Origin of the sequence: Lachnoclostridium sp. (genome assembly GCF_031997925.1) — a bacterium.
In the GTDB taxonomy this organism is placed as follows: domain Bacteria; phylum Bacillota; class Clostridia; order Lachnospirales; family Lachnospiraceae; genus Lachnoclostridium.
Genome location: NZ_DAMADT010000002.1, coordinates 216,101 through 240,739, shown reverse-complemented (window position 1 = coordinate 240,739; position 24,639 = coordinate 216,101). Strand labels below are relative to the sequence as shown.

General features: G+C 34.0%; 22 protein-coding genes. 9 read left to right on the top strand and 13 right to left on the bottom strand.

Going from position 1 to position 24,639, the window contains the following annotated elements:
* Nucleotides 1-3 precede the first annotated feature (3 nt).
* The 8 genes from RTP52_RS02655 to RTP52_RS02620 all read left to right on the top strand — a co-directional run bounded on the left by RTP52_RS02655 (nucleotide 4) and on the right by RTP52_RS02620 (nucleotide 8,855).
* A complete protein-coding gene (locus tag RTP52_RS02655; protein WP_312369049.1) occupies nucleotides 4-2,112 on the top strand; it encodes a discoidin domain-containing protein in 2,109 nt (702 codons plus the stop codon).
* A complete protein-coding gene (locus RTP52_RS02650) occupies nucleotides 2,112-3,101 on the top strand; it encodes a discoidin domain-containing protein (protein ID WP_312369047.1) in 990 nt (329 codons plus the stop codon). Before RTP52_RS02655 ends, RTP52_RS02650 begins: the two co-directional genes overlap by 1 nt.
* A 12-nt stretch (nucleotides 3,102-3,113) precedes the next feature.
* Nucleotides 3,114-3,527, top strand: coding sequence for a hypothetical protein (locus tag RTP52_RS02645; RefSeq protein WP_312369046.1), 414 nt, complete (start codon nucleotides 3,114-3,116; stop codon nucleotides 3,525-3,527).
* A gap of 9 nt (nucleotides 3,528-3,536) precedes the next feature.
* Nucleotides 3,537-3,722 (top strand): hypothetical protein, encoded by a 186-nt coding sequence (locus tag RTP52_RS02640; RefSeq protein ID WP_312369045.1) that lies wholly within the window; start codon nucleotides 3,537-3,539, stop codon nucleotides 3,720-3,722.
* 220 nt (nucleotides 3,723-3,942) lie between these two features.
* Nucleotides 3,943-5,178 (top strand): hypothetical protein, encoded by a 1,236-nt coding sequence (locus tag RTP52_RS02635; protein WP_312369044.1) that lies wholly within the window; start codon nucleotides 3,943-3,945, stop codon nucleotides 5,176-5,178.
* 4 nt (nucleotides 5,179-5,182) lie between these two features.
* Complete coding sequence (locus RTP52_RS02630) at nucleotides 5,183-6,658, top strand: hypothetical protein (RefSeq protein WP_312369043.1); 1,476 nt, start codon at nucleotides 5,183-5,185, stop codon at nucleotides 6,656-6,658.
* Nucleotides 6,659-6,669: 11 nt separating this feature from the next.
* Nucleotides 6,670-7,704: a hypothetical protein gene (locus RTP52_RS02625; RefSeq protein ID WP_312369041.1), complete on the top strand. Its 1,035-nt coding sequence runs from the start codon at nucleotides 6,670-6,672 to the stop codon at nucleotides 7,702-7,704.
* Nucleotides 7,705-7,946: 242 nt separating this feature from the next.
* Nucleotides 7,947-8,855 (top strand): peptidoglycan-binding domain-containing protein, encoded by a 909-nt coding sequence (locus tag RTP52_RS02620; protein ID WP_312369039.1) that lies wholly within the window; start codon nucleotides 7,947-7,949, stop codon nucleotides 8,853-8,855.
* A gap of 114 nt (nucleotides 8,856-8,969) precedes the next feature.
* Here RTP52_RS02620 and RTP52_RS02615 read toward each other — a convergent pair whose 3' ends face one another.
* The 9 genes from RTP52_RS02615 to cls all read right to left on the bottom strand — a co-directional run bounded on the left by RTP52_RS02615 (nucleotide 8,970) and on the right by cls (nucleotide 20,168).
* The gene (locus RTP52_RS02615; RefSeq protein WP_312369037.1) at nucleotides 8,970-9,221 is read right to left on the bottom strand and encodes a kinase to dihydroxyacetone kinase; all 252 of its coding nucleotides are present in this window, start codon (nucleotides 9,219-9,221) and stop codon (nucleotides 8,970-8,972) included.
* 220 nt (nucleotides 9,222-9,441) lie between these two features.
* Entirely contained in the window at nucleotides 9,442-9,894 is a 453-nt protein-coding gene (locus tag RTP52_RS02610) for an NUDIX hydrolase (protein WP_029505233.1), read from the bottom strand.
* Between the two features lie 416 nt (nucleotides 9,895-10,310).
* Nucleotides 10,311-13,229: an FtsW/RodA/SpoVE family cell cycle protein gene (locus tag RTP52_RS02605; RefSeq protein ID WP_312369036.1), complete on the bottom strand. Its 2,919-nt coding sequence runs from the start codon at nucleotides 13,227-13,229 to the stop codon at nucleotides 10,311-10,313.
* 147 nt (nucleotides 13,230-13,376) lie between these two features.
* Nucleotides 13,377-15,950 (bottom strand): U32 family peptidase, encoded by a 2,574-nt coding sequence (locus RTP52_RS02600; RefSeq protein ID WP_312369034.1) that lies wholly within the window; start codon nucleotides 15,948-15,950, stop codon nucleotides 13,377-13,379.
* A gap of 75 nt (nucleotides 15,951-16,025) precedes the next feature.
* Nucleotides 16,026-16,439, bottom strand: a complete 414-nt coding sequence (locus tag RTP52_RS02595; RefSeq protein ID WP_312102274.1) for a cell division protein ZapA — start codon at nucleotides 16,437-16,439, stop codon at nucleotides 16,026-16,028.
* A 158-nt stretch (nucleotides 16,440-16,597) separates the two neighbouring features.
* A complete protein-coding gene (gene ruvB, locus RTP52_RS02590) occupies nucleotides 16,598-17,605 on the bottom strand; it encodes a Holliday junction branch migration DNA helicase RuvB (protein ID WP_312369032.1) in 1,008 nt (335 codons plus the stop codon).
* 20 nt (nucleotides 17,606-17,625) lie between these two features.
* On the bottom strand, nucleotides 17,626-18,237 hold the full coding sequence (ruvA, locus tag RTP52_RS02585) for a Holliday junction branch migration protein RuvA (RefSeq protein ID WP_312369030.1): 612 nt from the start codon (nucleotides 18,235-18,237) through the stop codon (nucleotides 17,626-17,628).
* Between the two features lie 101 nt (nucleotides 18,238-18,338).
* Nucleotides 18,339-18,590 (bottom strand): hypothetical protein, encoded by a 252-nt coding sequence (locus tag RTP52_RS02580; RefSeq protein ID WP_312102267.1) that lies wholly within the window; start codon nucleotides 18,588-18,590, stop codon nucleotides 18,339-18,341.
* 18 nt (nucleotides 18,591-18,608) lie between these two features.
* Nucleotides 18,609-20,168 (bottom strand): cardiolipin synthase, encoded by a 1,560-nt coding sequence (cls, locus tag RTP52_RS02575; protein ID WP_312369029.1) that lies wholly within the window; start codon nucleotides 20,166-20,168, stop codon nucleotides 18,609-18,611.
* Between the two features lie 269 nt (nucleotides 20,169-20,437).
* On the opposite strand from cls, the gene RTP52_RS02570 reads away from it, so the two are divergent.
* Entirely contained in the window at nucleotides 20,438-21,616 is a 1,179-nt protein-coding gene (locus RTP52_RS02570; protein WP_312369027.1) for a ribonuclease H-like domain-containing protein, read from the top strand.
* Between the two features lie 196 nt (nucleotides 21,617-21,812).
* Here RTP52_RS02570 and rpmF read toward each other — a convergent pair whose 3' ends face one another.
* The 4 genes from rpmF to RTP52_RS02550 all read right to left on the bottom strand — a co-directional run.
* On the bottom strand, nucleotides 21,813-21,998 hold the full coding sequence (gene rpmF / locus RTP52_RS02565; RefSeq protein WP_012199359.1) for a 50S ribosomal protein L32: 186 nt from the start codon (nucleotides 21,996-21,998) through the stop codon (nucleotides 21,813-21,815).
* A gap of 3 nt (nucleotides 21,999-22,001) precedes the next feature.
* Nucleotides 22,002-22,529: a YceD family protein gene (locus RTP52_RS02560; RefSeq protein WP_312102253.1), complete on the bottom strand. Its 528-nt coding sequence runs from the start codon at nucleotides 22,527-22,529 to the stop codon at nucleotides 22,002-22,004.
* Nucleotides 22,530-22,735: 206 nt separating this feature from the next.
* Entirely contained in the window at nucleotides 22,736-23,923 is a 1,188-nt protein-coding gene (locus RTP52_RS02555) for an acetate/propionate family kinase (RefSeq protein ID WP_312102251.1), read from the bottom strand.
* Nucleotides 23,924-24,115: 192 nt separating this feature from the next.
* Nucleotides 24,116-24,639: phosphate acyltransferase (locus RTP52_RS02550; protein ID WP_312369024.1), on the bottom strand; the 524-nt coding region annotated here is incomplete at its 5' end.

Here is a 24,639-nt window from a genome sequence, read left to right as displayed (position 1 = left end):
AATATGGCTCTAATTAATGATAATAATTTGCAAACCGCTTTAACTGAATTTAAGAATAGAGCGGACAATAAGTATGAAGGTTATCTCCATAAAATTGATGATATAAACTTAAGGAGTACGATTGGTGAAAAATTAGATTATGGTTATTTCATACTATCTAATAAACAAGTTATTTCAGGAATCCCAACATCTAAAGTTTTAATTAATATCGATAAACCTGTCGAAGTAAGAGGTATTGAATTTAATGCTTCTCTTCATTCAATTAGATTAAAGAAGGGCAAAACATATAGAATTGAAATAGGAGTCGCTTCGACATCTGTAACATGGGATGGTTATAGTTTATATAATGTTACCACTGACACACTGATTGATAGTATTAATATTATACCAGCAACCTCTACTGATGTTCGCTATTCTCATCTTCCCGTAAAGAATTGTATCTATACAGCTACTGGAAATGATGATATTGCACTTTTACTCGATGGTTATAATTCGTCAGGTAGAACTGTAAATAATGCTTATATCATTATTGAAGAAATTGGTCGTACTTTTATTGTTGATCCAATGGATGTGAAAGAAACACATAAACTTAAGTACGGAAGGTTTAAATCTAGTGGTCTTACTTTTACAGAAGGATCTAAAGTTTTAATAGATGGATCATTCAATGGAAATATTCCAGTAAACAAAGATGGTACTGTTACTTTAACTGGAGGTAAGACTTATGAAATTAATTTTTCTGGAAGAATAACAGATGATTCGGGTGCTGCAGATATTAGACTATATAACAATACAGATGGTTTAGGTATCGGTGCAGTCTATATGAATATATCTTCGCAAAACTATAACTCAAACTGGTCTCCCAATTCAACTGCTAGTGGAATCATAGAAGTTGCAAAAGATACTGACTTTTGTTTATTCTGTGAATTTACATCAAACCACAAAACAGTTAAAGGTTTAATAGTAAGCATAAATATTAAAGAAGTAACACAACCAGTCTTTGTGGAATACAACAAACAGTATGAAATAAAAAATCCATTGACTACAAGTGATATTTCACAGGAATCACCAGTAGGTAGTATAATTAATTACACTGGATTAACTGCACCAGAACATTATTTACTATGTGATGGAAGTGTTTATAATATAAGCGATTATCCTCAATTAGCTGAACATATTAAAACACAATTTGGTAGTTATAATTATTTTGGTGGAGATGGTATAACAACATTTAAATTATCATTAGAAGGATTAAACTATGACATCGTTTCTCCAATAATGACAGGTGATAAAACTCCTACACCATATATAACTAGCGCTAATGCTACGGAAAGTTCTAATTTTCCAGCTTGGAAAGCATTTAATGGAAATTCAAATACAATACAAGATTCTTGGTCTTCAGGAACGACAAGCGGTTGGTTAAAAATTGATTGTTCAAAAAAAATCTCATTTAATGCATTTCTTTTACAGGGAAGATATTCATCAAATCTTACAACATTCCCAAGAGATTTTATATTATGGGGGTCTAATGACGATATAACTTATGACAAAATTAAAGCATATACCAATCAAACTATATCTGCTCCATCTGAAACAAAGTTATATATATTAGACGGAATAACTTCTTATAGATATTTAAAATTGGAAATAAGCGCAGCAAGTGGAGGTACGTCTGTTTGTATTGGGGAATTATCGTTTATTCAAATTCGTGATATTAGATGCATTAAATACGAACCTACTCATTATGCAGTTAATCAATATGGTGGGTTTGAAAGCACTGTTTTATTTGATGGAAATGCTAATGCAGTAGGTAGTTATACTTTAACTGATAGTCTTGAAAACTATGATTTTATAATAGTTAATGGTTATATCGTTGACAATTCTTTTAGAACACAACAAATGTCAAATACTATCTTTCCTTCTGAGATAAGGTATGGTGAAGATACATTTTTATTTAGTGTGACTATTATTACGGCAAACAGACGAATAATATATTCTTTCACATCTGCAACTACACTATATTTATCTAAAGTTGAATTAAATACTCTTGCTATTAATAAAATCATAGGTATAAAAGGTCAATTACCATCACTAATGCAAGGAGGTACATTCTAATGGCGTTAATCGATATAACTCCAATAATGACAAGTAATACAACACCTGCTCCTTATGTAGTAAGTGCTAGTAGTATATATAGTGATAAATACGAAGCATGGAGAGCATTTGATTCATCAGAATATCTAGGGAATTGGACTGCTAATAGTACTAGTGTTGCCGCTTATTTGCAAATTGACTTTAATATTATTACAAAAATAAACGCATTTTCTATAGCTAGTTATACAGGCGGCTCTACTAGTGCTGCTTTCCCAAAAGATTTTATATTATATGGTTCTAATGATGGTATTAATTTTGAACAGATTATTGAAATCAATAATCAAATTTTATGGAAATATGGAACTGAAGCTGAACGTAGATTGTATCGGTTAAATAAATCTGTTGCTTTTAGATTTTATAGATTAAATATTATAACAAATAATGGTTTTGCTTATTCAGCTTGTGGTAATATTAAGTTCTGGCAAGATGATGGAATCACAGAAACCATTACAAACAAAAAAGCCTCACTAGCTTATTGCCTACCTAAAAATTCAACTTTAATTATGAAACAAAGACAGAGTGATCCAAGAGAAGGCTTATTAGGATATGCCGATGATTCAGATAATTATGGAACTCTATGGATGATTGGTAAAGACGGTAAAGCTATTATTCCAAAGGCTGCAATTGCTGACTATGATGTTTTGTTTGATGGGGTTGCAAACACAATAAGCACTCCGTATACCATGAGTAAATCATATAAAGAATATTCTTATTTGTTAGTCTTAGCTGGAATTGATGGTGGAACTAGAACTTTAAAAGTTTCGATTATCCCTACAAAATTAATTAATATTTCTACTACACAATTCAGTTTAAGTTATTTCTTTAAAACTAATTATTATTATGGCCTGCATTTTGGATTTGAAACAGAAACAAGTTTTACTATAGGAGGTCTTGATATTTGTACTAACTGGAAAAATGCAGCTATATCAAAAATTTATGGAATTAGATAAGGAGGAACCTGAATGTACAACATTAAACTTGATGTTAATGATTATTTCACTGGAACTTATGCAAAGGTAGGAAGAGTTGATGGAGGGATAGATCTTCCAACGCTTCCTCCAACTGAAGATAATATTAAAGCACTTGCCTATAAGTATTGTACTTATGAAAGACAAATAACTAAACAAAATCCAGTGGTAAATGAAGATGGAGATGTTGTTTTAGAAGAATATGAAGAAACTGTCGCGATAACTGATTGGGTATATGATGAAGCAAAGTATCAACAGATGCTCGATGAAATAAATTCTATTATACCGCCAGTACCAATTGAACAAGAAGTTGTTGAACTAAGAGAACGATGTGCAATGTTAGACCAAACTCTTGCAGTCTTATTAGAAGAAACATTGCCAGCTATTGTAGAAATGAAAATAGATTAGGAGGTCTTTATGGAAAACTTTATTGCTGAAAAAATTATAAATGCAAGACTTGTTTCATTAGAAGAAGGCAGAAGTAAATATTCTTTGTATTTTATAAAGTCTAGTGGTAATTTACTCTATGGAAAATATCAAAATAACGTGAATGAAATTCTTATTGAAAATGAATGCGAAAATTGTATCATAGCCCAATCATGACCACCGGCTTTGCCAATAGTAAGCTCTGCCCCTATAATGGGCTCAAACCTGCCGCTCAAAAGGCACCTGAAAGATTTTACCAACTTCATTTCCCAGGCTAACCCTAAGGGGCTTTTTTATGCTTTCTTACTTCTGCTGGTGTATCATTAAATATTATAATGATAAGTTATTCATATAGGGAAGAATTACTCTTCCCTTTTATTATAAAAAGGGGTAGATAATGAACAATAATAAATGGATTAATTTAAATATATTAACCTATACAATTAACAAGCTAAAAGAGTTAATTAATAAAAAAGCTAATATGAAGCACATTCATATAGCTAGTGAAATTACTGAAGAGACTGACATGAAGTTTGTTACCACATCTGAAAAAGAAAAAATCCATGTAATTCAAACAGATGGTGATGGAAGTTCTATTTTGTATAGTGATGGTACTTATAAAAAAGCTTCAAGTGCAAATGTAATTCATGATGGAATTGTAGCTGATGATACTACTTATAGTTCTAAAAAAATTGATTCAGATTTTTCCAAAAAAACTCATACTCATAAAGAATTCGATAATCTAAATGCTGATTCCCACACTCATTCAAATAAAAATGTACTTGATGATATCTCGCTCGAACGATTTAGTAGCTGGGACTACAAAACACAGAAGATTATTACTGCTGGTCAGGGTGATAAGTTTCTTACTGATGATGGTACGTATAAAACTATTGATGGTATATCAAATCCTATTAATGATAATGATTCTAACTCTTTGACTACCACCCTCTCTGCCTCTAAGATTAATTCAAATATTAGTAGTGCGGTTAATGGGGTAAATGAATCATTGGCTTTAAAATTAGATAATAAAGTAGATTCAGTTACAGGGAAGGGGCTATCCACAAATGATTATACAAATGGAGATAAAAATAAAGTCGCGCTAATTGAAGTGACAGGTAAGGGTAGTGAATTTCTTGCTAGAGATGGATTTTATTATCCAATAAATAATGTTGGTATAAATAATGATATCCCAACAGAAACCACAACCTATAGTGGAACAGAAATTGATAAACGAATCAATGATGGTATAGTAAATCTAGTATTACCAACACAAAATGATGCCCCTACTATGTGGAAAAAAAACTTCCATAATGTAACTTCTGGGCAAGTATTAGAGATGCAAACTTCTTTTAATTTTAATATAAACGATGCAATTATTCAGGTTTATAAATCCATTGCTGGTAATTCTAATGTTATTAAAACTATAAATGATTTTAATGAAAATGAAAAATATAATTATTATTATAATTCAGATAATATAGCTTTTTCTAATGATTATAATGGACAAGCAAAAATAAAGGATGCTTACATTATACCTGTAAGTATAAATTCTGAAGGCTATTATGAAAGTGAAGTTATTAAGACAAGAGATTATGTTGATATTAATAGGATTAACATAGCAATGAGGTGATTAAATGGCGTACACAGAAACAAAATATGTAGATGCTAATATTGGAGTTGATTCTACTAGTAGTGGGAGTTTTATTCAACCATACAAGACGATAGAGTACTGCATAAGTAGATTGACTACTACCAATCCTTTGATTTATATAGGGGATGGGGTTTATCAAGTAATAAGATTAAGTAACATGTCCAGCAAAAACAAAACTTTAACTTTTATTGGAAATAGTGATAGAACAATTATAGAGGCTCTTAGTGCCTCTGGTTCTACTAGCGAGCAGCAAGACTGGAAAGGTGAATCTAACATATACAATTGCATCATTAGGCGTAGTAATCATCGTTCTGACCAATCTACGCAGTATCTAAGTAGTACTAAAGATAAATTTGATGTTAAATTTTACAATGTTACTTTTACAAGATCTCTTGATGGATCACAGCCAGCGTCTGAATTTTTCCCACTTGACTACTATAATGCTTATAATAAATATTGGTATAATTGTGTATTTACGAGCAAAACCTGGCCAATTTATCCTAACGAAAGTAAGAAAAAAGCAGGAACTTTTTATAGTTGCGCTTTTGAAACTGACAAAACTGGTGGAACAGTTAATAATGCACAATATAATTGCAAATTTGATACAAGCTATTTTATTCTTGATAGTTCTAATAACATAGACCCTATTGCAAATAAAGCTCGAGGGGTATATAGTGGAGAAAATGCATGGATCGGGTTCTTGTTAAAATCTAAAGATGGTAATTATTACTCTGTTTTAAATCAATTTTATGACATCAACTCTAAAAGCTATATACCATTAAATTCATTGGATTTTACATATAAATTCAATGCTCAGAGCCTATTTAATAATATCACAATAAATGGTGAAACATTTAGACCTATTGATAAGTTTGAAGAGTTTTCTATTGTATTGTCTGTAGTTAAAGCAAATAGTTTATTAAAAGTTATGGGTATTAAATCTAATAGTGAATTAATTGCTCAATCATTTGACATAAATGTTAGTTTGTTTGAAAAAATCAACTCAATAATCTTAAATGATAATGTCGAAAATTCTTTGATTAAAATAGTTTTCTCTAGTGATAGAGGTGAAACATGGAAAACAATAGATGATTTGGGCAATTTATTGGAAACAGATTGTATAATTCCTAAAAAAAATTACGAAGGTATGACTGACATAGAAAAACTTCAACATATCGCTTCAAGAGAAACAATTAAAAAGATAGGGTTTACGTTGGATAAATTATCTAGTTTTGATTTTAATACAATTAAAATAAACAAAATACGATTTGCCTATGTATTATCAACTGATAGCTATATAAACAACCCTTATTTAGATAGTTTAAAAATAAATCATAACGAAAAGAAATATATGCAGCAATTAAAAGATACTGAATGTGATATAGAAGTATTTGATCATACGGTGAAAATTAAATCTAATATTGCAAATCCTCTAATTGAAACTAATATTATAATTTAAAGGAGGGGGTTATGCATTACTTACTAAAAAGCAATAATCTATATTACAATTTATCTGAAGACAGTTATGATATGACTAATCATAATTATATTGGAGTATCTGATGAAAATAATTTATCTGATTTATTATCTTCCTCTACTCTTTCACTTGATTATATTGGTACAGAAATCACAATAAACGAAGAAAAATTTCGACCTATTGATAAGTTTGATGAATTTTCTATTGTTTGTGATGAAAGTGTTAATATATCAATTGATGGTTTTAAATCTTGTCAAGAATTAATTATTCAAAAACAAGACTATCTGCTAGATAAATCGCAAATAGGACTTATAAATCAATTATCAATACAAGGCTTAAATGGAAAAGCGGTCTTCTCATTTGATAGCGGATTAACTTGGAATTCATATGCTAACAACAATTTTATTGTATTAAATAATATTCCACCAAATGAATTTGAAGCTTCTATTCAATGGAACAATTTTTTGGAAGAAGTTCAGAATGTAGGAGTAGATTTTGCTAATTTTAATACTATAAATTTTAATTCGATTTCAAGTGAAACTATTAGATTTGCTTATGTATTGCAGAAAGCAGATAATGACAGCATCTCAACGATAAATAGTTTGGAATTACATTACGAGGAATTAGCGCATTTAATAAAAGCGAAAAATAGTGAGGTAGATATAAGAAGGTATTCGCAAAATATACATGCCATACCTAAATTTGATTCGAACTATGTTGAGATAAGAGTATTTACTAGAGAGACATATAATGATGTTAGTGAAGATGTACGTGTACTATTAGATGCTCCTACATTAATTGCGGAACATATAGGTAAGCAAGTAATACTATCGTGGAACTCAATAAATAAAGCAGATTACTATAAAGTCTACGTAAATGGAAAAACAGTATATGAAGGCAATGATTTAAGTTATACCTATAATAATGCAAAATCTGATAGGTATATGTTTGCGGTAAGGGCTTACTGTAATAATCCTAAAAAATATATACAATCAGAATTTAGTAATATTTGTGTTTTTAATCTTTAGATTTTGAATGGGTATTTGACGGCGTTACTGAACATACAATAACTGGCGGAACCGATATAAAGAATATAATACTAAAAAGATAAACGTTTTATTGGTTCAAAGGAATTAAAACTATTATTAGAACAGGATTGCTGTGTTTATCGAAGCCACTGTTAATGGATTATTTCCAAAGAAAATTAACAACTAAAATAACCCCAAGGATAGAATATTTTCTATCCTTTTTTTGTTTAAGGAGGTATCAAATGTTATCTGAAAAAAAAAGAAATTTAGTAATATCAAATTACAAAGCGCTATTAAATAGAAACTTATATAGTCAATCTTTACGAGATTATTGTTTTAATAGATATAAAGACGGAAATTATTATTCCGATTGTTCTTCCTCTATCTCATATGCTTACCGCCAAGCTGGATTTGATTTTGGAATAATAAGCACTGTTGGAATGTACCAATCAAAGAAACTTATGAATGTAAATGTAAGTATCGCTAATGGTCAAATTGTGACTAAGGATGTACCAAAATTAAGAGTTGGCGATATGCTTCTTTATGCTGGTGTCGATCCGAATAGAGCTTATGCTAACTATGTTGGACATGTTGAAATGGTGTATTCAATATCTAATGGTAGAGTCGTTTTAAGTGGGCATCCAAGTGGTACTCCTCGCTTAATTGACATGGTTGAATACAATACTCATATGTTTAATTCAAAGACAACTAAAACTAAATTAGGCAGCAGAACGCTGTTATGTGTAAAGAGATTTATCCAAGATGATGATGACAATATCAATGACGATTTTGACAATCAATATTGGGCTATTAAACTTCAAGCTGTACTTAATTACTTACATAAGGATGATAAATCATTTACTAAACTTGATATCGATGGAAAGCCAGGAACAAATACGCTAAATGCTACACCAACACTACGTAAAGCATCAAAAGGCTATTTAGTTGAATTGGTACAGGACAAACTAGTAAACAAATACGGTTACGACTTAGGCAAGTGTGGGAAAAATAAAGATGGTATTGATGGTGAATGGGGTTCTAAAATGAACGACGCTATTATTGATTTTCAGAAAAAATATGTAGGACAAACTAATCCAGATGGAATCATAACTAGTGGTAAATCAACGTGGAAAAAGCTTTTAGAAATGTAGCAATAAAATAATCATAAATAAAAAAATGGTGAATAGGTAGTTAAACTATTCACCATTTTTTTAATTACATAGTTCAGTCGGTGAGTATTATAACGTATTACAAATATGAATTTGTTAACCGTGTAATCCTCTTGCTTGTCTGTCCATGTCTTCAATTACGATATCATATATTTCTCCCAACGATGAACAATACTCCAATACTTCCCATGGCTCATTAGTGTGAAAATGGATCTTAATAAGCTCTTCGTCTCCTACTGCCAAGAGACAATCTCCTTTAAAATTGTTTGTGAAATAATCATTGATAGCATCTTCATCAAGATTTTCTCCTTCAATCAATAATTGAGTATCATATTTAAATTCTAACATCTAACTTACCTCCATAAATTCCTGTTTATAAATTCCTAATACAATAATATCAAACTTAAAGATTCTTTACAAATTATATCAAGCAGGAAATGTAGCATAACATAAAAAAACCAACAATCGTACACTTTCCTGTGCGATTGCTGGTTCCGTACCCTGCTTGCTATAGAGATAATACATCATATCTCTATAAATGTGACTCCTTGATATCACTGGGTTCATTTTAAAAATATTTTTTGTTCCCCCATAAATTACTCTTCTTTAAGTCCACATATTCGTTGTATGCCCGTTCTAAAATTTGTTTTTCATTTGAGAATTTTAACATATGATAAGCTTCGTGAAACTTATAATACCCTGAGTCCATAAAATACTCTTCCCTTTGTGGTTTGCTGTAATAGCTATCAGACATCATAAGGTACCAATGAACATCCTTCAGTACAGTATTCTGCGGAGTATTAAAGGTGTATTGGCTCTTACCAATATACTTAATGATAGATGCCACTGCACCTGTTTCTTCCTTCACCTCTCGAATCGCAGTCTCTTTGTACTCCTCGCCTTCTTCTACGGTTCCCTTTGGTAATACCCAGCCTTCATACTTATTCTTATAATTCTTATACAATAATAAGATTTTTCCTCTGAAAATAACTACACCACCACAGCTAGTTGCTTCAATCATCGCAATGCCTCCTGTTTTCTGGTGTAACTCTACCTAATACTGTTGTCCACATTCATAGGATGCCAAAAAAGCATGATTTTAACATGGACGATTTATACATAGTATACAACATTTATGCAATGATTTCAATACTATTTCTCAACTAGAAAAATACTGATGTAGCTTTTTTTAACAATTCATCCTATCTATGTCAAACTTTAGTCTTTTGATGTTTCAGGTGTGATAATGCTTGCGTATATGGCATCTTTACACCTGAAACAGTATAGGAAACTTAGTTCAACTTATATATTCTGCATATCTTCTTGTTCCATGATAAACACTGCATTTAACCAATCTAAATCAACATACATCAGTGTTTCTAGTGCAAATTTAAGTATATATTAGTATAGTAATACCTACTTAAATACAAAATCAACTTACTTAAAATAAGCCTCAATTATCTTCTTAGCAACTGGTACCGCATACCTACTACCAGTTCCAGAACTTTCTACGATTACACTAATTGCTATCTGAGGATTTTCAACTGGAGCAAATCCAACAAACCAAGCATGAGAAGGTTTTCCTATTTCATAATCGGCTGTACCAGTTTTTCCAGCTACACTGACTTTCATACCGGATAATCTTGTACCAGTACCATTTTTCACAACTTCCTTCATATAATCCGATAGGATATCAGCTTCTTTTTTCGAGATAACTTGACCATAACTGTCTGGATTATATCTCTTTACAATACGGCCGTCAAAAGTTTCAACTCGGTCTACTAAATATGGTTTCATCATTAGACCGCCATTTGCAACAGTCGCTGCAATCATTGCATTATGAAGAGGAGAAATCTGTGTTTTCCCTAGACCTATCACTGTCTGAGGAAAATCATTTGGATCACTCTGACCATTTAAGACAAAGCTGCTTTGTGCAGTCTTAAAAGAAGTCGGAAGTGTCTTATTGAATAACATGGATTCACAAAAATTACGGAACGAATCCATATTTAAACTACTGCCAAGGTTAGCAAATGACGTATTACATGAATTTGCAAAAGATTCCTTCAGATTTTCTTTCCCATGACTAGAACCATTGGCACAATGGATGGTAACATGGTTAATTCGATCTTCGCTCTTGCATTGATACCTGTAATCTTCATAATTCGGATTCTCTCTCATGTATTCAAGTGTGGTTAGTATCTTAAATGTTGAACCAGGAGGATATAGTCCTTGCGTTGCACGATTTAATAATGGTGAGGCCTGATCCTTATTTAAGCTCTCCCACTTCTCTGTAATCGTATTCGGATTATAGTCGGGTTTTGATACCATCGCTAGAATTTTTCCTGTAGATGGCTCTAATACTACGACTGCTCCTCGATAATCTCCAAGTGCATCATATGCCACTTGCTGTAGTTTTGCATTTAAGGTTGATACAACATTATCTCCAGCGGTTTTCACACCATTTAGTGTATTTGTTAACTTACCAAATCCACTGACACTTGAGGTTAACATGGTAAAACTCTCTGATTGCTCAATTCCTGTTCTTCCATGTAAAACACGCCCTACGGCATGAGAAAATACATTACCATATGGATAAACGCGGATATCCTCTCCAGCATCATTCGTAATCGTCTGAGCAAGCACAGCGCCATCGGAAGATAAAATCTTTCCTTGCTCAATTTGCTGGGCTAATAAGTCCTGACGTTTATTATAAGCGTTATTGACAACTGTTTTACCTTGCGCTACTAGGAAATAGCTATAATACCCGATGACCAAAAATAAAAGAAAGGAAAAAATATAAGTTAAACTGTATATCGATCGATTGTAAGCCTTTTTATCTCGATACACTACATTAACTTCTGCTCCTTGATTATCTTCTTTATTAGTGGAACGACTTCTAGTAACCTTTGATGTGTTTTTTTCGGAATTTTCAGTAGAAGATTCTTTTTTACTACTCTTACTACTTAATTTTTCCTGTTCCCTTTTTCTCTCTGAAGCAAGTTTACGCTTTGCAAGACGCCTCGCCATCATTTCCTGAGCTCTCTTAAGCTCCTCCTCACTTCTCATGTGAAGAACATACATACCCTGTATAATACTGAACACAATGATACTGCTAATTACAGAAGAGCCACCGTAGCTAACAAGCGGTAACGTTACACCAGTGGATGGAATACATTTGATTGCACCACCGATATTTAAAAATACCTGTGAAATATACATTGTACTTAAACCTAGTGCTGTCAATTTATAAAATGGATTTTCAAACTTCACGCTGATATTAACAAACATAATAAAACAGCTTAAACATATTAATATTAAGCAAATTCCTATAATTGCACCAAACTCCTCTGATAATGCAGAGAAGATAAAGTCACTTTCCGCTACCGGAATACTGGTAGGTAACCCCATGTTTAACCCCATACCAGTAAATCCACCGGTACCAATGGCAAATAAGGACTGTGCCACCTGATACCCTTCCTTTTCTATCACCGCAAATGGATCTAAGAAGGCCGTGACACGAACACGAACATGACTAAACATCTGATAAGCAACCACCGATGCCAGAGCACCGAAGGATAGCCCTGAAACTAAGTAAAACAATTTTCCGGTTGCACAATAAAGCATAATTATATAAGTAAAGAAAAATAACAGTGCACCGCCCAAATCCTTTTCCAATACTAGTACTAAAACATGAGCTGCAGCAAGGATAGTTACAAATACAACTCGCTTAAAATCATGCCGCTTACTTAACACAGAAGCAACAAAGAAAATAAATAAAATCTTCACAAACTCCGAGGGTTGGAAACGAAAATTACCAATAATAATCCAGTTTTTCGCACCATAAACAACATCACCGAAGAAAAGAACAAATAATAATATTGCTAAACCGGCAAATCCATAGAGGAAGGATAATTTCCCCCATAACTGAACGCGGTCAATTAACATAGGAACTACCAAGCATACTGCTAGCGCAATGCTTGCGATTATAAACTGCCTTACTCCCTTTTGAAAAGATAATCTGGTAATCATTACAAAACCAAACATTAATAATGTCATCATATTTCGATAAACTAACTGCGACATTCGCTTGTAGCTCGTCTTATACAATAAACCTGTAATGATAAATACAATTAATTGCGTCAAATATAAAAAAATGATCTCGATATTGTTACTGGTAATGTAAAGTGTAATAAAGCTAACTCCATGCATTAGATACATTAACAAGCTCATCATCCTATATCGACTTTCTCTTGCTTTCGTATTCTTCATGACTAACACGCGAAAACTTAAGAATGTATAGAAAGTCATTAAAAGAATAAGCGAATATTTCGTTATTTCAACTATTATATTGGTCATAGTACCTCATTTCTACGCTACACTTTGCACCTGAAATCATTTCTGATCGTAGGCTGGACATTTGCGACGAGGACAACGCAGACTCAAATATCCGTTTTCTTAAAAACACGCATTCTCAGTAGGTTGGAAGTTTATGCCGAGGACTTCTTATAGGATACCTCGTTTAAAATGCCCTTTGGAATACTCCTCACCTGGTAAACTTCCTGATTCTCCATAACAATAAACACGAACGAATTGCCTTAATACCTTGGCTACTTCATTCTCATCCTCAAATGTAAAATCGAGTCTAAGACTCTTTGGTGCCAGAGATAATACTTCAGATTGACTAGACAGTAACGATAAACACTTCGAATTGTAAATGGTATTATAACAGTAGTTACAATTAGTTTTCACACGAAACTTCATATGCATACGGTCTTCCAGAATGGCAGGTTGGTTTAGATTTCCCGGTTTACATTCTGTTGTATTCTTTCTAACACATTGTGCAGAAACCATAAGCGGTAAATATCCATACACCAAAAGATCAAAATTCTTACAACCTAATTTTATTAACTCTGATTGATTAAGTTCAATAGATGCAGTAAAATTATTGATTCCAAGATCTTGATAAAACTTCTCTGCTTCATGATTTAATACATACATATTATAATCCAAACGGATTTCTTTGCTCGTTTTTAGTTCGGTTCGAAGAAGGTAAAGTTCTTCAAAGTTTTTAATCACATACCCATCTATAGTATCGACCATCCACAACTCTTTATTCTTTAAATATTCATCATATGTGGGTGCTCTCATAATATGTGGAAGTAAAAGATATACTATTTTTCCTCTCTCTTTGCACCTAGCAACTAAATTCGGCAATTCTTTCCTTGAAAGCTCCGCTAGATCAAGATACACGATTTGTACCTCTGGACAATCCAATACTGGAGATAGCTGATTTTTGTTTCGAATGGTTGTTATTAATCCAATATGATCCCTAGTTTCTGTTGTTCCAATTTGATTCTTAGTTTCTGTTGTTCCAATTTGATTCTTAGTTTCTATTGTTCCAATTTGATCCATGGTTTCTACTGTTCCAATTTGATCCATGGTTTCTGAATCAACCAGTTCTGATAATTTGTCTACTTGATTGTTCGAATGATCCCCAACTTCACGTCGAAAAGCAGATGCCATTGCTTCTTCTAACTGTATAAGAGCAGTTCTTCGAAGTTCATTTAGCTTACTAACGGGTAAAAATACATTTCCCTCCAAGTATATCGTAAGGTTATCAAACTCAAACGGTGTATCCTTGGTCTTCATTAATTTTTCCCTGATATTTTCTTCCGACATCGGTTGGTTCTTAGCTTCCATTACAATCTCACCATATTCGGTAATCGTAATCGGTTCCGTCTTATCCGCTAAACTATCGCTTGAAATATCTGCCCAAACAGTGAAACTCATTGGTTCTCCAACCTTTGCATAAAAACTTCCATAAGCTAGGACTTTCTTGTCAGTGTCATAGTATTTCTCCGATAATTCTGATAGCAATGCCTCATTCTTGGTACGGTAAACCTCATCACCAATCTCTATTTTACTTCCAGGCTTCACATTGGTAGTTAGAATATGACCTTTCCCTACCCCGTCCTTTACCGTAAAATCATAGGTTTTTTCTCCTGAATTACGAAATTCTAAGATATCTTGTGCATTTACATCCTCTTTTAATAGAATTTCTGCTTGAATACCTTTTTTTGATTTTACACTACCAACTAAGACACCACTGTGATTAGGGCGATGCATTGACATCATTTCTTTACCGTTATGGGAGTTGTAATATCCCTGATTAAAACCACCACGGTTATATAAATCCTGTAAACGAAGCATTTCATCTCTTAGTACTTTAGGATTGTTTTTATGAAATTCTCTATACTTAATAGAACCCAGTTCAAGATAGCGATCAATTTCTCTTCGATATGCTTCCACGACACCTGCACTATACTCGTATCGTTTCATACGGCCTTCAATTTTAAAGGAATCGATTCCTGAATCCATTAAATCTGCTACATTAGAAAGAGTGCACATGTCCTTAGGACTTAAGATATAACTCTCCTCGGAACTTGATACACGTTTTCCTTGTTCGGATACTCGATATTCCATACGACAAGGTTGTGCACAACGACCTCTGTTACCGCTTCGCCCACCAATCATGCTACTCATAAAACATTGACCAGAATAGCAATAGCAAAGTGCTCCATGAACAAAGGATTCTATCTCAAGTGATGTTGTTTCTCGAATTCGTTTTATCTCCTTTAAATCAAGCTCTCTTGATGTAACCATACGGGTTACACCATACTCCTTTAGTACTTCAGCCCCCTGTGCCATGGTTAATGTCATCTGGGTACTAGCATGGATCGGAAGGTCTGGAAAATTTTCATGAATAAACCTCATAACTCCAACATCCTGTACAATTACTGCATCTAAACCATGTTCATAGTACTTTCGAATATATTCATATAAGGAATCTTCTAATTCCTCCTGTTTTAGTAATGTATTTACTGTTAGATAAAGTTGCTTCCCTCTCACATGCGCATAATCAATTGCATCTAACAGCACATCTTCCGTAAGATTATTTGCATAAGCTCTTGCACCAAATTTCATGCCACCGATGTATACAGCATCACAGCCAGCATTGATCGCTGCTCTCATGCTTTCTACAGAACCCGCAGGTGCCAATATTTCTACTTTTTTCATTCATAACCTCATTTCTGTAAAGAAAGAAAAGGCCGTCAATGAGATGACAGCCTAATTCTAATAAGTTTTATTATGTTATCTATTTTTTCTACTCTCATTAAGTTCTGTTTCTAGACGAATCACCTTTTTTTGTTCTTCTAAGTACTCCGATTTTGTCGCTGCCAATTCATTCTGAGCACTCTCAAGTTTCGTCTGTAACAAAATAATCTCATGCTTTAAGTCAAAGATTTCTTCGCTCTTTTTATCTGATTCTGCTTCTATCTGTTGTTCCTGCTTTTTTAATTTAAAAAAATCATCTGCAATGTTAATATTCATCAGCACATTTCTCATCTCAGTATCAAGCGAACGGTAAAAATCCTGTTTTTTAAATTCCGCATATTTATTATTAATATAAGTCGCTACTTTTTGTAAATATTCTTCACTCTCATACCCTCTGAGAGTGTATCGTTTGTTATTAATAATTACCTCAATATCCGTCCTCTTGTTCATACCGTCCTCTTTTCTAGAATCATAAATAATTCTTATACGTCTGGCAAACTCAGATTAATTATCTTTGGTAGCTGATTTCATAAGCAAATGTGTGATATTGGAACCTAATCCAATATCCTAATTATACGCATAAGTCGATTGCTTGACAATAGCTTTCTTTATAATTCCTTATTTTCATACGGTAAACCACAATGTAAATAAGCTTCCTGCGTCACAACTCTTCCACGTGGTGTACGAAGGATTAATCCATTCTGGACCAAGTATGGCTCGTAAACCTCTTCAATCGTACCAGAATCTTCTCCAATTGTCGTAGCAATTGCATCAATTCCAACTGGACCACCAGAGAATTTTTCAATCATCGTAACTAAAATCTGACGATCAATATGATCTAACCCCAACTTGTCCACTTCTAATATATCAAGTGCAAAACGTGCCACCTCTTCGGTAATACGTCCGTCATATTTTACTTGAGCAAAATCCCTAACTCTCTTTAATAATCGATTTGCTAATCTTGGAGTTCCACGAGAACGCCTTGCAAGTTCTGTAGCACCACAATCATCGATCTCAACCTGTAACACCTTCGCAGAACGAGTAATTATCTGTTTTAATTCCTCCGTTGTATAAAACTCCAAACGATTGACCACACCGAAACGGTCACGAAGCGGAGCTGTTAACATGCCAGCTCTAGTTGTTGCACCAACTAACGTAAATCTAGGTAAGTCCAAACGTATCGATTTTGCAGTTGCACCTTTTCCAATTACAATATCGATGACGTAATCCTCCATCGCAGGATATAATAACTCCTCCACCTGTCGATTCAAACGGTGAATTTCATCGATAAATAAAACATCTCCCTCTTGAAGATTGTTTAAAATTGCTGCCATATCTCCTGGTTTTTCAATTGCCGGTCCAGCTGTAGTTTTTAAATTAACACCCATTTCATTTGCTATAATACCAGCTAATGTTGTTTTACCTAGCCCAGGAGGTCCAAAGAATAATACATGATCTAAAGACTCCTTTCTTTGTTTCGCAGCCTCTATGTATACCTTTAGATTCTCCTTTGCCTTTTTTTGTCCGATATAGTCCTCGAGCATCTGGGGACGAAGGCTACTTTCTAACTTAACGTCCTCCTCCATCAGCTCAGTTGTTATCATTCTCTTTACCATAGTGTACCTCTATCCGTCTATTAAAAATTGCGCAAACTTAACTTAAGCACATCCTCTGACGTCATATTTGATGTAATTTCTACTGCCTTAACAGCCTTAAGAGCGTCCGTAGCAGAATATCCGAGGGCTACCAATGCTTGGACGGCTTCCTCTCGAATTCCATCATTATTGCCCTTGCCTCCACTAGATACCATCTGATTTGACTGGAAACTAGCTTCAAAAGCATCATCTAACTTAAACTTATCCTTTAATTCTAAAATCAATTTACTTGCAGTCTTTGCTCCAATCCCCGGTGCTTTTGAGATAGCCTTCACATCTTCTGCTAACACAGCAAAACGTAAATCATCGGTTGATATCGCTGATAAGATTCCTATTGCACCTTTTGGACCAATACCATTTACTGTAATCAGCAATTTAAACATAGCTAAATCTTCACGATTTATAAAACCAAACAGCGCCATGCCATCTTCCCTTACCTGAAGATACGTATGAAATTTCACTTTATCTCCAATCGCAGGCAAATGAGAATGGACCGTATGTGGAATAAAAATCTCATACCCCATTCCATGGTTGTCTACGACAACATAATTTTCTTTAACCTCAGCTAATTCGCCTTGTACAAATGCTAACATTCATTCCTCTCATTCTATCATCCATTCTAGTGCCCTATTTTCTAACAATGACCATCCTTTGCACCAGCTCAAATTCCCAGATGAAAAGTATATTTCTTATCTTAATCATTTAACTGTTCAAATTCTCCTTCAACCATAGTTAACCGACCTTCATCTATAAAGGAAATTACCTTAAACGGTTGTATTTTAAGTGCTTCCGCTATTTGGAGTGCATTACTATTTGGATATTCCAATAAATATTTCTCGATTTTTTCAAATAACTTGTCATCAATTACTTTACACTCCTCACAAACACTTTTTTTCATTCGATGCCAAAAAATCTTATGGCAGTGTCGGCACATACATAAATCCATGATAATTCTTATCTCCTTCTACATTAATGTAGCGAATAAATTTAGTATCTGCTGCACTAATTTCGTATGCCAAGGACGATTTTTCCATTCCTTATATGTTACCTCACGGCACTCTTCCATAGTTTTAAGCAAGTCCTCTTTGATGGTAGAAATAACATCGCTATTACACATAAAAACACCACATTCATAATGCAAATAAAAGCTACGATAATCCATATTTATAGTCCCTACAATACCACAATCTTCATTTATAATAGTCTTCGCATGAATAAATCCAGGTAGATACTCATAAATTCTTATTCCAGCCTCTAGCAGTTTCCCATAATTATAATTCGTAACGATCTTAACACTCTTTTTATCTGGAATGTGTGGAGTAATAATACGGACATCAACTCCGCTTTGCGCTGCAGCCACTAACGACTCCTGCATATCAGGTTCTAATACCAGATAAGGAGTTGTTACATACAGATACTTTTTTGAATAATGAATCATCTGCTTATAAAACGACTCAATTGGATTCTGTGGATTATTTGCAGGACCATCAGACATAACCTGACAAAACACCTGGTTCTTTGGAAATATTTTTGTTGGACGATATGGAGTATAATCCATAAGTGTACTATCCGTACATACCTCCCACATCTGTAAGAAGGTTACCGTTAGACCCCATACTGCATCTCCTTCGATACGAATTGCGTTGTCCTTCCATCTTCCAAAGCGATCCACAAGATTTACATATTCATCAGCAAGATTCATACCTCCAGTATAGCCTATATTCCCATCAACCACAATGATTTTTTGGTGACTTCGATAATTCATATATAATTTATCAGTATATTTATGAATCGGGTTGAATACCTGAACTTTAAACCCCTCAGACTCAAGGATACGTCTAAAATTCTTTGGTGTTCTTAGCATCGCACCGAAATCATCATACATAAACATGACTTCAACACCCTCTGAAATCTTTCGAATCAACAGGTCATGAATTTGATTCCAAAGAATTCCTTCACCAATGATAAAGAAATTAAGCATAATAAACTTCTTAGCTTCCTCAATATCCTTTATAATTGCTTTAAATGTATCCTCACCCATTGGGTAATAATCCACCTGATTGTTTTGATACAAAGGAAACGTGTGTGCTTCTAGGTATTTCACCATTCGGGTTTTGGTTGGATACCTACTCTGAAACTCTTTCATTGTCTCTTTACTATATTCATAAAACGTGGCACCATGACGAAGTTTTCCAAGTACCTTTTTCTCAATTTTCTTTTTTGAACCAGATTTCCCCCATAAAGCATACATAATGTGACCTGTTAAAGGTAGTACCAAAATAATACAAATCCATACTATCTTATAGGACGGACTTCTACTATCATTAATTAAGCTTAAGATTATAATAATACTTAATACTTCAATTACGGTATAAATGTAGAAAGAATATCCTCTTAGCCATATGGATAGAAAAACAATCCCAACGAATTGTATCATTACTAACAATGCAACAACAGCTCCACGTAGAAATCCACTAAGATAGCTCTTTACAATCCCCTTTTTGTCTTTAAAATCGTTCCCCATCCCTACTCTCCATTCTATGTAGTAAGTAGATATCCCCTATCCAAACTTACTTATGTTTAAGAATCACGTTTGGTTCCCACTACCAAACTTACCTATTGTTCATAACAAGAAAAAGTTCGCAAAGCGTGCTTTTTCTCGTACACTATTATACCATAAAGTAATATTTATTACATTATAAGTAAATTAAAAACAACACTTATGGTATCATTCCTTCTATTGAATCTAATCTATGAATTTGCTACAATACTCTATGAGAAAGGAGCCGTATTATGCAAATTATAGAAACCCCAATAAAATCATCGTTTGACTATGACTTAACATTATTATCCTCTAATCATGTCTCAAATCAGGAGATTTTATTTTTTGATATAGAAACAACAGGTTTTTCCGCTGCGATGTCTTATGTTTATCTCATCGGGTGCGCTTATTTTGACCAATCTACTTTCATACTTCGTCAATGGTTTATGGAGGATATAAGAGAAGAGAAGGAACTTTTAACCAACTTTTTTGAATTTTTAAAATCCTATCGGTTGTTAGTTCACTATAACGGCTCGGGGTTTGATATACCATATTTGTTACAGAAATGCTCTACTTATCAATTATCTTATAATTTTGAACATATGATTAGTTTTGACATCTATAAACATTTAATTCCTTATAAAAAAATATTGCCTAGCAAAAATTTAAAACTAAAGACAATAGAAGATTTTTTAAAGGTTGAGCGTAATGATCAGTATTCTGGTGGTGATTTAATTCCTATCTTCACTAAATTCCTTGCACTTTATACCTATGAAAAAAAGCACACATCTGGTGCTTCTCATTATCAAGTATCTCCTGTTTCTGGACTACCTAGTATAGAAAAAAACGATTCAGGCATTTTAAGACAATTGCTGCTCCTCCATAATGCTGAGGATATTTCAAATCTGCCACGAATCTTACCGATGTTATCCTATGTCAAACTGTTTGAAGGGAATATTACATTAAATAAATGGGATGTCACTGAGATGACAGTGAACTTTTACTTTAATATAAATAACCAACTCCATACATCGCTTACGTTAGAATCTAACTATGAAGTTATGGATAGTTTATATCCCATTACTCTAAATGCCAGCGAAAACGAGGGGCGTATCTCCATAGCTCTCTTTCATGGAACTTTAAAATTCTATTTTGATAATTACAAAGACTATTATTATCTTCCTTTAGAAGATACTGCTGTTCATAAAAGTGTTGGGGAATATGTAGAAAAAGAATATCGACAAAACGCAAAGCCTGATACTTGCTATATCAAAAAAACAGGGTACTTTTTACCTCAACCCTACGCAATGTTTACACCTAGTTTTCGATTGGAAAGGAAACAAAAGCAACAATTTTTTGAAGTTACAGAACAATTGTTAGAACAGCACAGTGATAAGATAGCTAGTGAAATCATTCGTTCGTACTTTTAATCCATGGAATCGCTTTTCTCCAGCTCAAAGTAAGCCTAGAAAAAATAGCTCCGCACCTAAATCGAGGCTAGGTTCCATGGAACCTAGCCTCTAAACTTACGCAGAGAACGTGCACCCGATGGTTGCAACGTGAAAAAAAGGATGTCTCAAGTATTATTGAAACATCCTTGTATTATACTACAAAATCATAAGTAAATTATTCAGCTGTAGCAATGATCTCTTTCTTATTATAAGATCCACAAGCTTTACAAACTCTATGAGGCATCATAAGTGCACCACACTTGCTGCATTTCACTAAGTTTGGAGCAGTCATCTTCCAGTTTGCACGACGACTATCTCTTCTAGCTTTGGAATGTTTATTCTTTGGACAAATAGCTCCCATTGATTACACCTCCTTAAACTTGTTAAAAATATCTCGGATAGCAGACATTCTTGGGTCTAGTTCTGTACGGTCACACCCGCATTCCCCTTCATTTAGGTTAGCACCGCAGACCTTGCAGATTCCTTCACAGTCTTCTTTGCACAGAACCTTCATTGGGAAACCAATCAAGACTTCTTCATAGATAAGCTTATCTACGTCTAAATCATATCCGGAAACAAAATCTGTTTCATCTAAATCCTCGGTACGCTGTTCCTCTGTTTTCGAGAAATCAATCTCTGTAGCCACGTCGATGTCTTGATGGATTGTTACATCCTTTAAACAACGATCGCAAGGAACGGCTAACGCTAAATTCGTTTTCGCTTCCACCAGAATCTTTCGGTTACCAAGATTCGTTAATCTAAGTTTAACCGGTTCTTTATGGGTTATAGAATAACCAACACCATTTAATTCGAAAATATCAAACTCAATCGGTGCAGTGTATTCTTTTAGACCATTCGGAACATTCATGACTTCAGACATTTGTATCAGCATAAGTAACTCCTGTCTAAAAAAACGCATAATGTAAGCGCCCAAAAATTCACACTGTTAGTATTATAAACGCTTGGAAAAGGTTTGTCAACTCCTAACTGTATAAAATGTCAGAATTGTGTAACCACATTTACTCTTCATTATCGTTTTTTCTTATGATAGACAATCCCGGCTCCCCTTTTACAAGGGTTACCGGAATTTACAATATACTACACTAATTCAACAACTTCTCTACAGATTGCTAACTCTTCGTTTGTTGGGATAACCATAATCTTAACCTTAGAATCTGGGTTAGAGATGATTATTTCCTTACCTCTTTGAGCATTCTTCTCAGCATCTAAAGATACACCAAGGAACTCAAGGTGTGAGCTTACTGCTGCTCTGATGTTCTTATCGTTCTCACCAAGTCCTGCTGTAAATACAACGGCATCTACACCATTCATAGCTACGATATAAGAACCAACATACTTAGCAACACGATATGCAAAAACAGCTAACGCTTCTTTTGCATGCTCATTGCCTTCGTTTGCTGCTGCTTCGATATCTCTAAAGTCAGAAGATACTCCGGACATACCTAATACACCAGATTTCTTATTTAAGATATTCATTACTTCATCTAAGGATAAGTTTTCTTTCTTCGCAACGAAATCAATAATTGCTGGATCAAGATCACCACTTCTTGTTCCCATGATTAAACCTTCAAGTGGTGTAAGACCCATACTAGTATCTACAGACTGACCATTTTTAACTGCGGAGATTGATGCACCATTACCAAGATGGCAAACGATAACTTTTGAGTTATTTGCATCTAAGCCAGCAAGTTCAATGGCTCTTTTAGAAACATAGCTGTGACTTGTTCCGTGGAAACCATATCTTCTAACCTTATATTTATCATAGTACTCAAAAGGAATACCATATAGGTAAGCTTCTTTTGGCATTGTCTGATGGAATGCAGTATCGAAAACAGCTACCATAGGTACGTTTGGCATAATTGATTTACATGCATTGATACCGATAAGGTTTGCTGGGTTGTGTAAAGGTGCAAGATCGTTACATTCCTCAATTGCCTTTAATACTTCATCATTGATTACTACGGAATGAGCAAATTTCTCACCACCATGTACTACTCTATGTCCTACAGCATTGATTTCATCTAAGGACTTAATCACACCATAATTTTCATTCATAAGAGCAGCAATTACATTTTTAATAGCAACCTCATGGTTTGGAAGTGCATCCTCAAGAACTACCTTCTCACCGTCAGCAGACTTATGAGTAAGACGGCCATCAATACCGATTCTTTCGCAAAGACCTACTGCTAATGCTTGTTCTGTTACAGAGTCGATTAACTGGTATTTAAGGGAAGAACTTCCGCAATTAATAACTAAAACTTTCATTGTATTTCTCCTTATAATGTTCTTAATTCATTTATCACGGGGCAACTTTATATATCCGAAAATTGGTTCTTCTATATCGTTCCCCCAGTATAATAAATATTATACTATTTATTCTTCAACTAAACAATTGTAGTTTCCTGTTAAGAAATAATAATTTAATGTCAAATCACAATCCGCTTACGCTACTTGCTCTTATTTACTCTGTGCCTGAACTGCAGTGATTGCAACAACACCAACGATATCATCAGAAGAACATCCTCTGGATAAGTCATTTACTGGAGCTGCAATACCCTGAGTTAATGGTCCGTAAGCTTCTGCCTTTGCAAGACGCTGTGTTAACTTATATCCAATGTTACCAGCATCAAGATCAGGGAAGATTAATACATTAGCTTTTCCAGCAATATCGCTGTCAGGAGCTTTTGAAGCACCTACGCTAGGAACGATTGCTGCATCTAACTGGAACTCACCATCAATCTTATATTCTGGGTATAATTCCTGAGCAATTTTAGTTGCTTCTACAACCTTATCAACATCTGCATGCTTTGCGCTGCCCTTTGTTGAATGAGAGAGCATAGCTACAACAGGTTCAGAACCAACTAATTGTTCAAAACTCTTTGCTGTGGAGCCTGCAATTGCTGCTAACTCTTCTGCATTTGGATTCTGATTTAAACCAGCATCAGAGAAGAGGAATGTTCCATTTGCACCCATATCACAAT

Excerpts from the sequence above, each read along its gene's own strand:
- RTP52_RS02655 (WP_312369049.1), top strand. The coding sequence starts at position 4 with ATGGCTCTAATTAATGATAATAATTTGCAAACCGCTTTAACTGAATTT.
- RTP52_RS02650 (WP_312369047.1), top strand. The coding sequence starts at position 2,112 with ATGGCGTTAATCGATATAACTCCAATAATGACAAGTAATACAACACCT.
- RTP52_RS02645 (WP_312369046.1), top strand. The coding sequence starts at position 3,114 with ATGTACAACATTAAACTTGATGTTAATGATTATTTCACTGGAACTTAT.
- RTP52_RS02640 (WP_312369045.1), top strand. The coding sequence starts at position 3,537 with ATGGAAAACTTTATTGCTGAAAAAATTATAAATGCAAGACTTGTTTCA.
- RTP52_RS02635 (WP_312369044.1), top strand. The coding sequence starts at position 3,943 with ATGAACAATAATAAATGGATTAATTTAAATATATTAACCTATACAATT.
- RTP52_RS02630 (WP_312369043.1), top strand. The coding sequence starts at position 5,183 with ATGGCGTACACAGAAACAAAATATGTAGATGCTAATATTGGAGTTGAT.
- RTP52_RS02625 (WP_312369041.1), top strand. The coding sequence starts at position 6,670 with ATGCATTACTTACTAAAAAGCAATAATCTATATTACAATTTATCTGAA.
- RTP52_RS02620 (WP_312369039.1), top strand. The coding sequence starts at position 7,947 with ATGTTATCTGAAAAAAAAAGAAATTTAGTAATATCAAATTACAAAGCG.
- RTP52_RS02615 (WP_312369037.1), bottom strand. The coding sequence starts at position 9,221 with ATGTTAGAATTTAAATATGATACTCAATTATTGATTGAAGGAGAAAAT.
- RTP52_RS02610 (WP_029505233.1), bottom strand. The coding sequence starts at position 9,894 with ATGATTGAAGCAACTAGCTGTGGTGGTGTAGTTATTTTCAGAGGAAAA.
- RTP52_RS02605 (WP_312369036.1), bottom strand. The coding sequence starts at position 13,229 with ATGACCAATATAATAGTTGAAATAACGAAATATTCGCTTATTCTTTTA.
- RTP52_RS02600 (WP_312369034.1), bottom strand. The coding sequence starts at position 15,950 with ATGAAAAAAGTAGAAATATTGGCACCTGCGGGTTCTGTAGAAAGCATG.
- RTP52_RS02595 (WP_312102274.1), bottom strand. The coding sequence starts at position 16,439 with ATGAACAAGAGGACGGATATTGAGGTAATTATTAATAACAAACGATAC.
- ruvB (WP_312369032.1), bottom strand. The coding sequence starts at position 17,605 with ATGGTAAAGAGAATGATAACAACTGAGCTGATGGAGGAGGACGTTAAG.
- ruvA (WP_312369030.1), bottom strand. The coding sequence starts at position 18,237 with ATGTTAGCATTTGTACAAGGCGAATTAGCTGAGGTTAAAGAAAATTAT.
- RTP52_RS02580 (WP_312102267.1), bottom strand. The coding sequence starts at position 18,590 with ATGGATTTATGTATGTGCCGACACTGCCATAAGATTTTTTGGCATCGA.
- cls (WP_312369029.1), bottom strand. The coding sequence starts at position 20,168 with ATGGGGAACGATTTTAAAGACAAAAAGGGGATTGTAAAGAGCTATCTT.
- RTP52_RS02570 (WP_312369027.1), top strand. The coding sequence starts at position 20,438 with ATGCAAATTATAGAAACCCCAATAAAATCATCGTTTGACTATGACTTA.
- rpmF (WP_012199359.1), bottom strand. The coding sequence starts at position 21,998 with ATGGGAGCTATTTGTCCAAAGAATAAACATTCCAAAGCTAGAAGAGAT.
- RTP52_RS02560 (WP_312102253.1), bottom strand. The coding sequence starts at position 22,529 with ATGCTGATACAAATGTCTGAAGTCATGAATGTTCCGAATGGTCTAAAA.
- RTP52_RS02555 (WP_312102251.1), bottom strand. The coding sequence starts at position 23,923 with ATGAAAGTTTTAGTTATTAATTGCGGAAGTTCTTCCCTTAAATACCAG.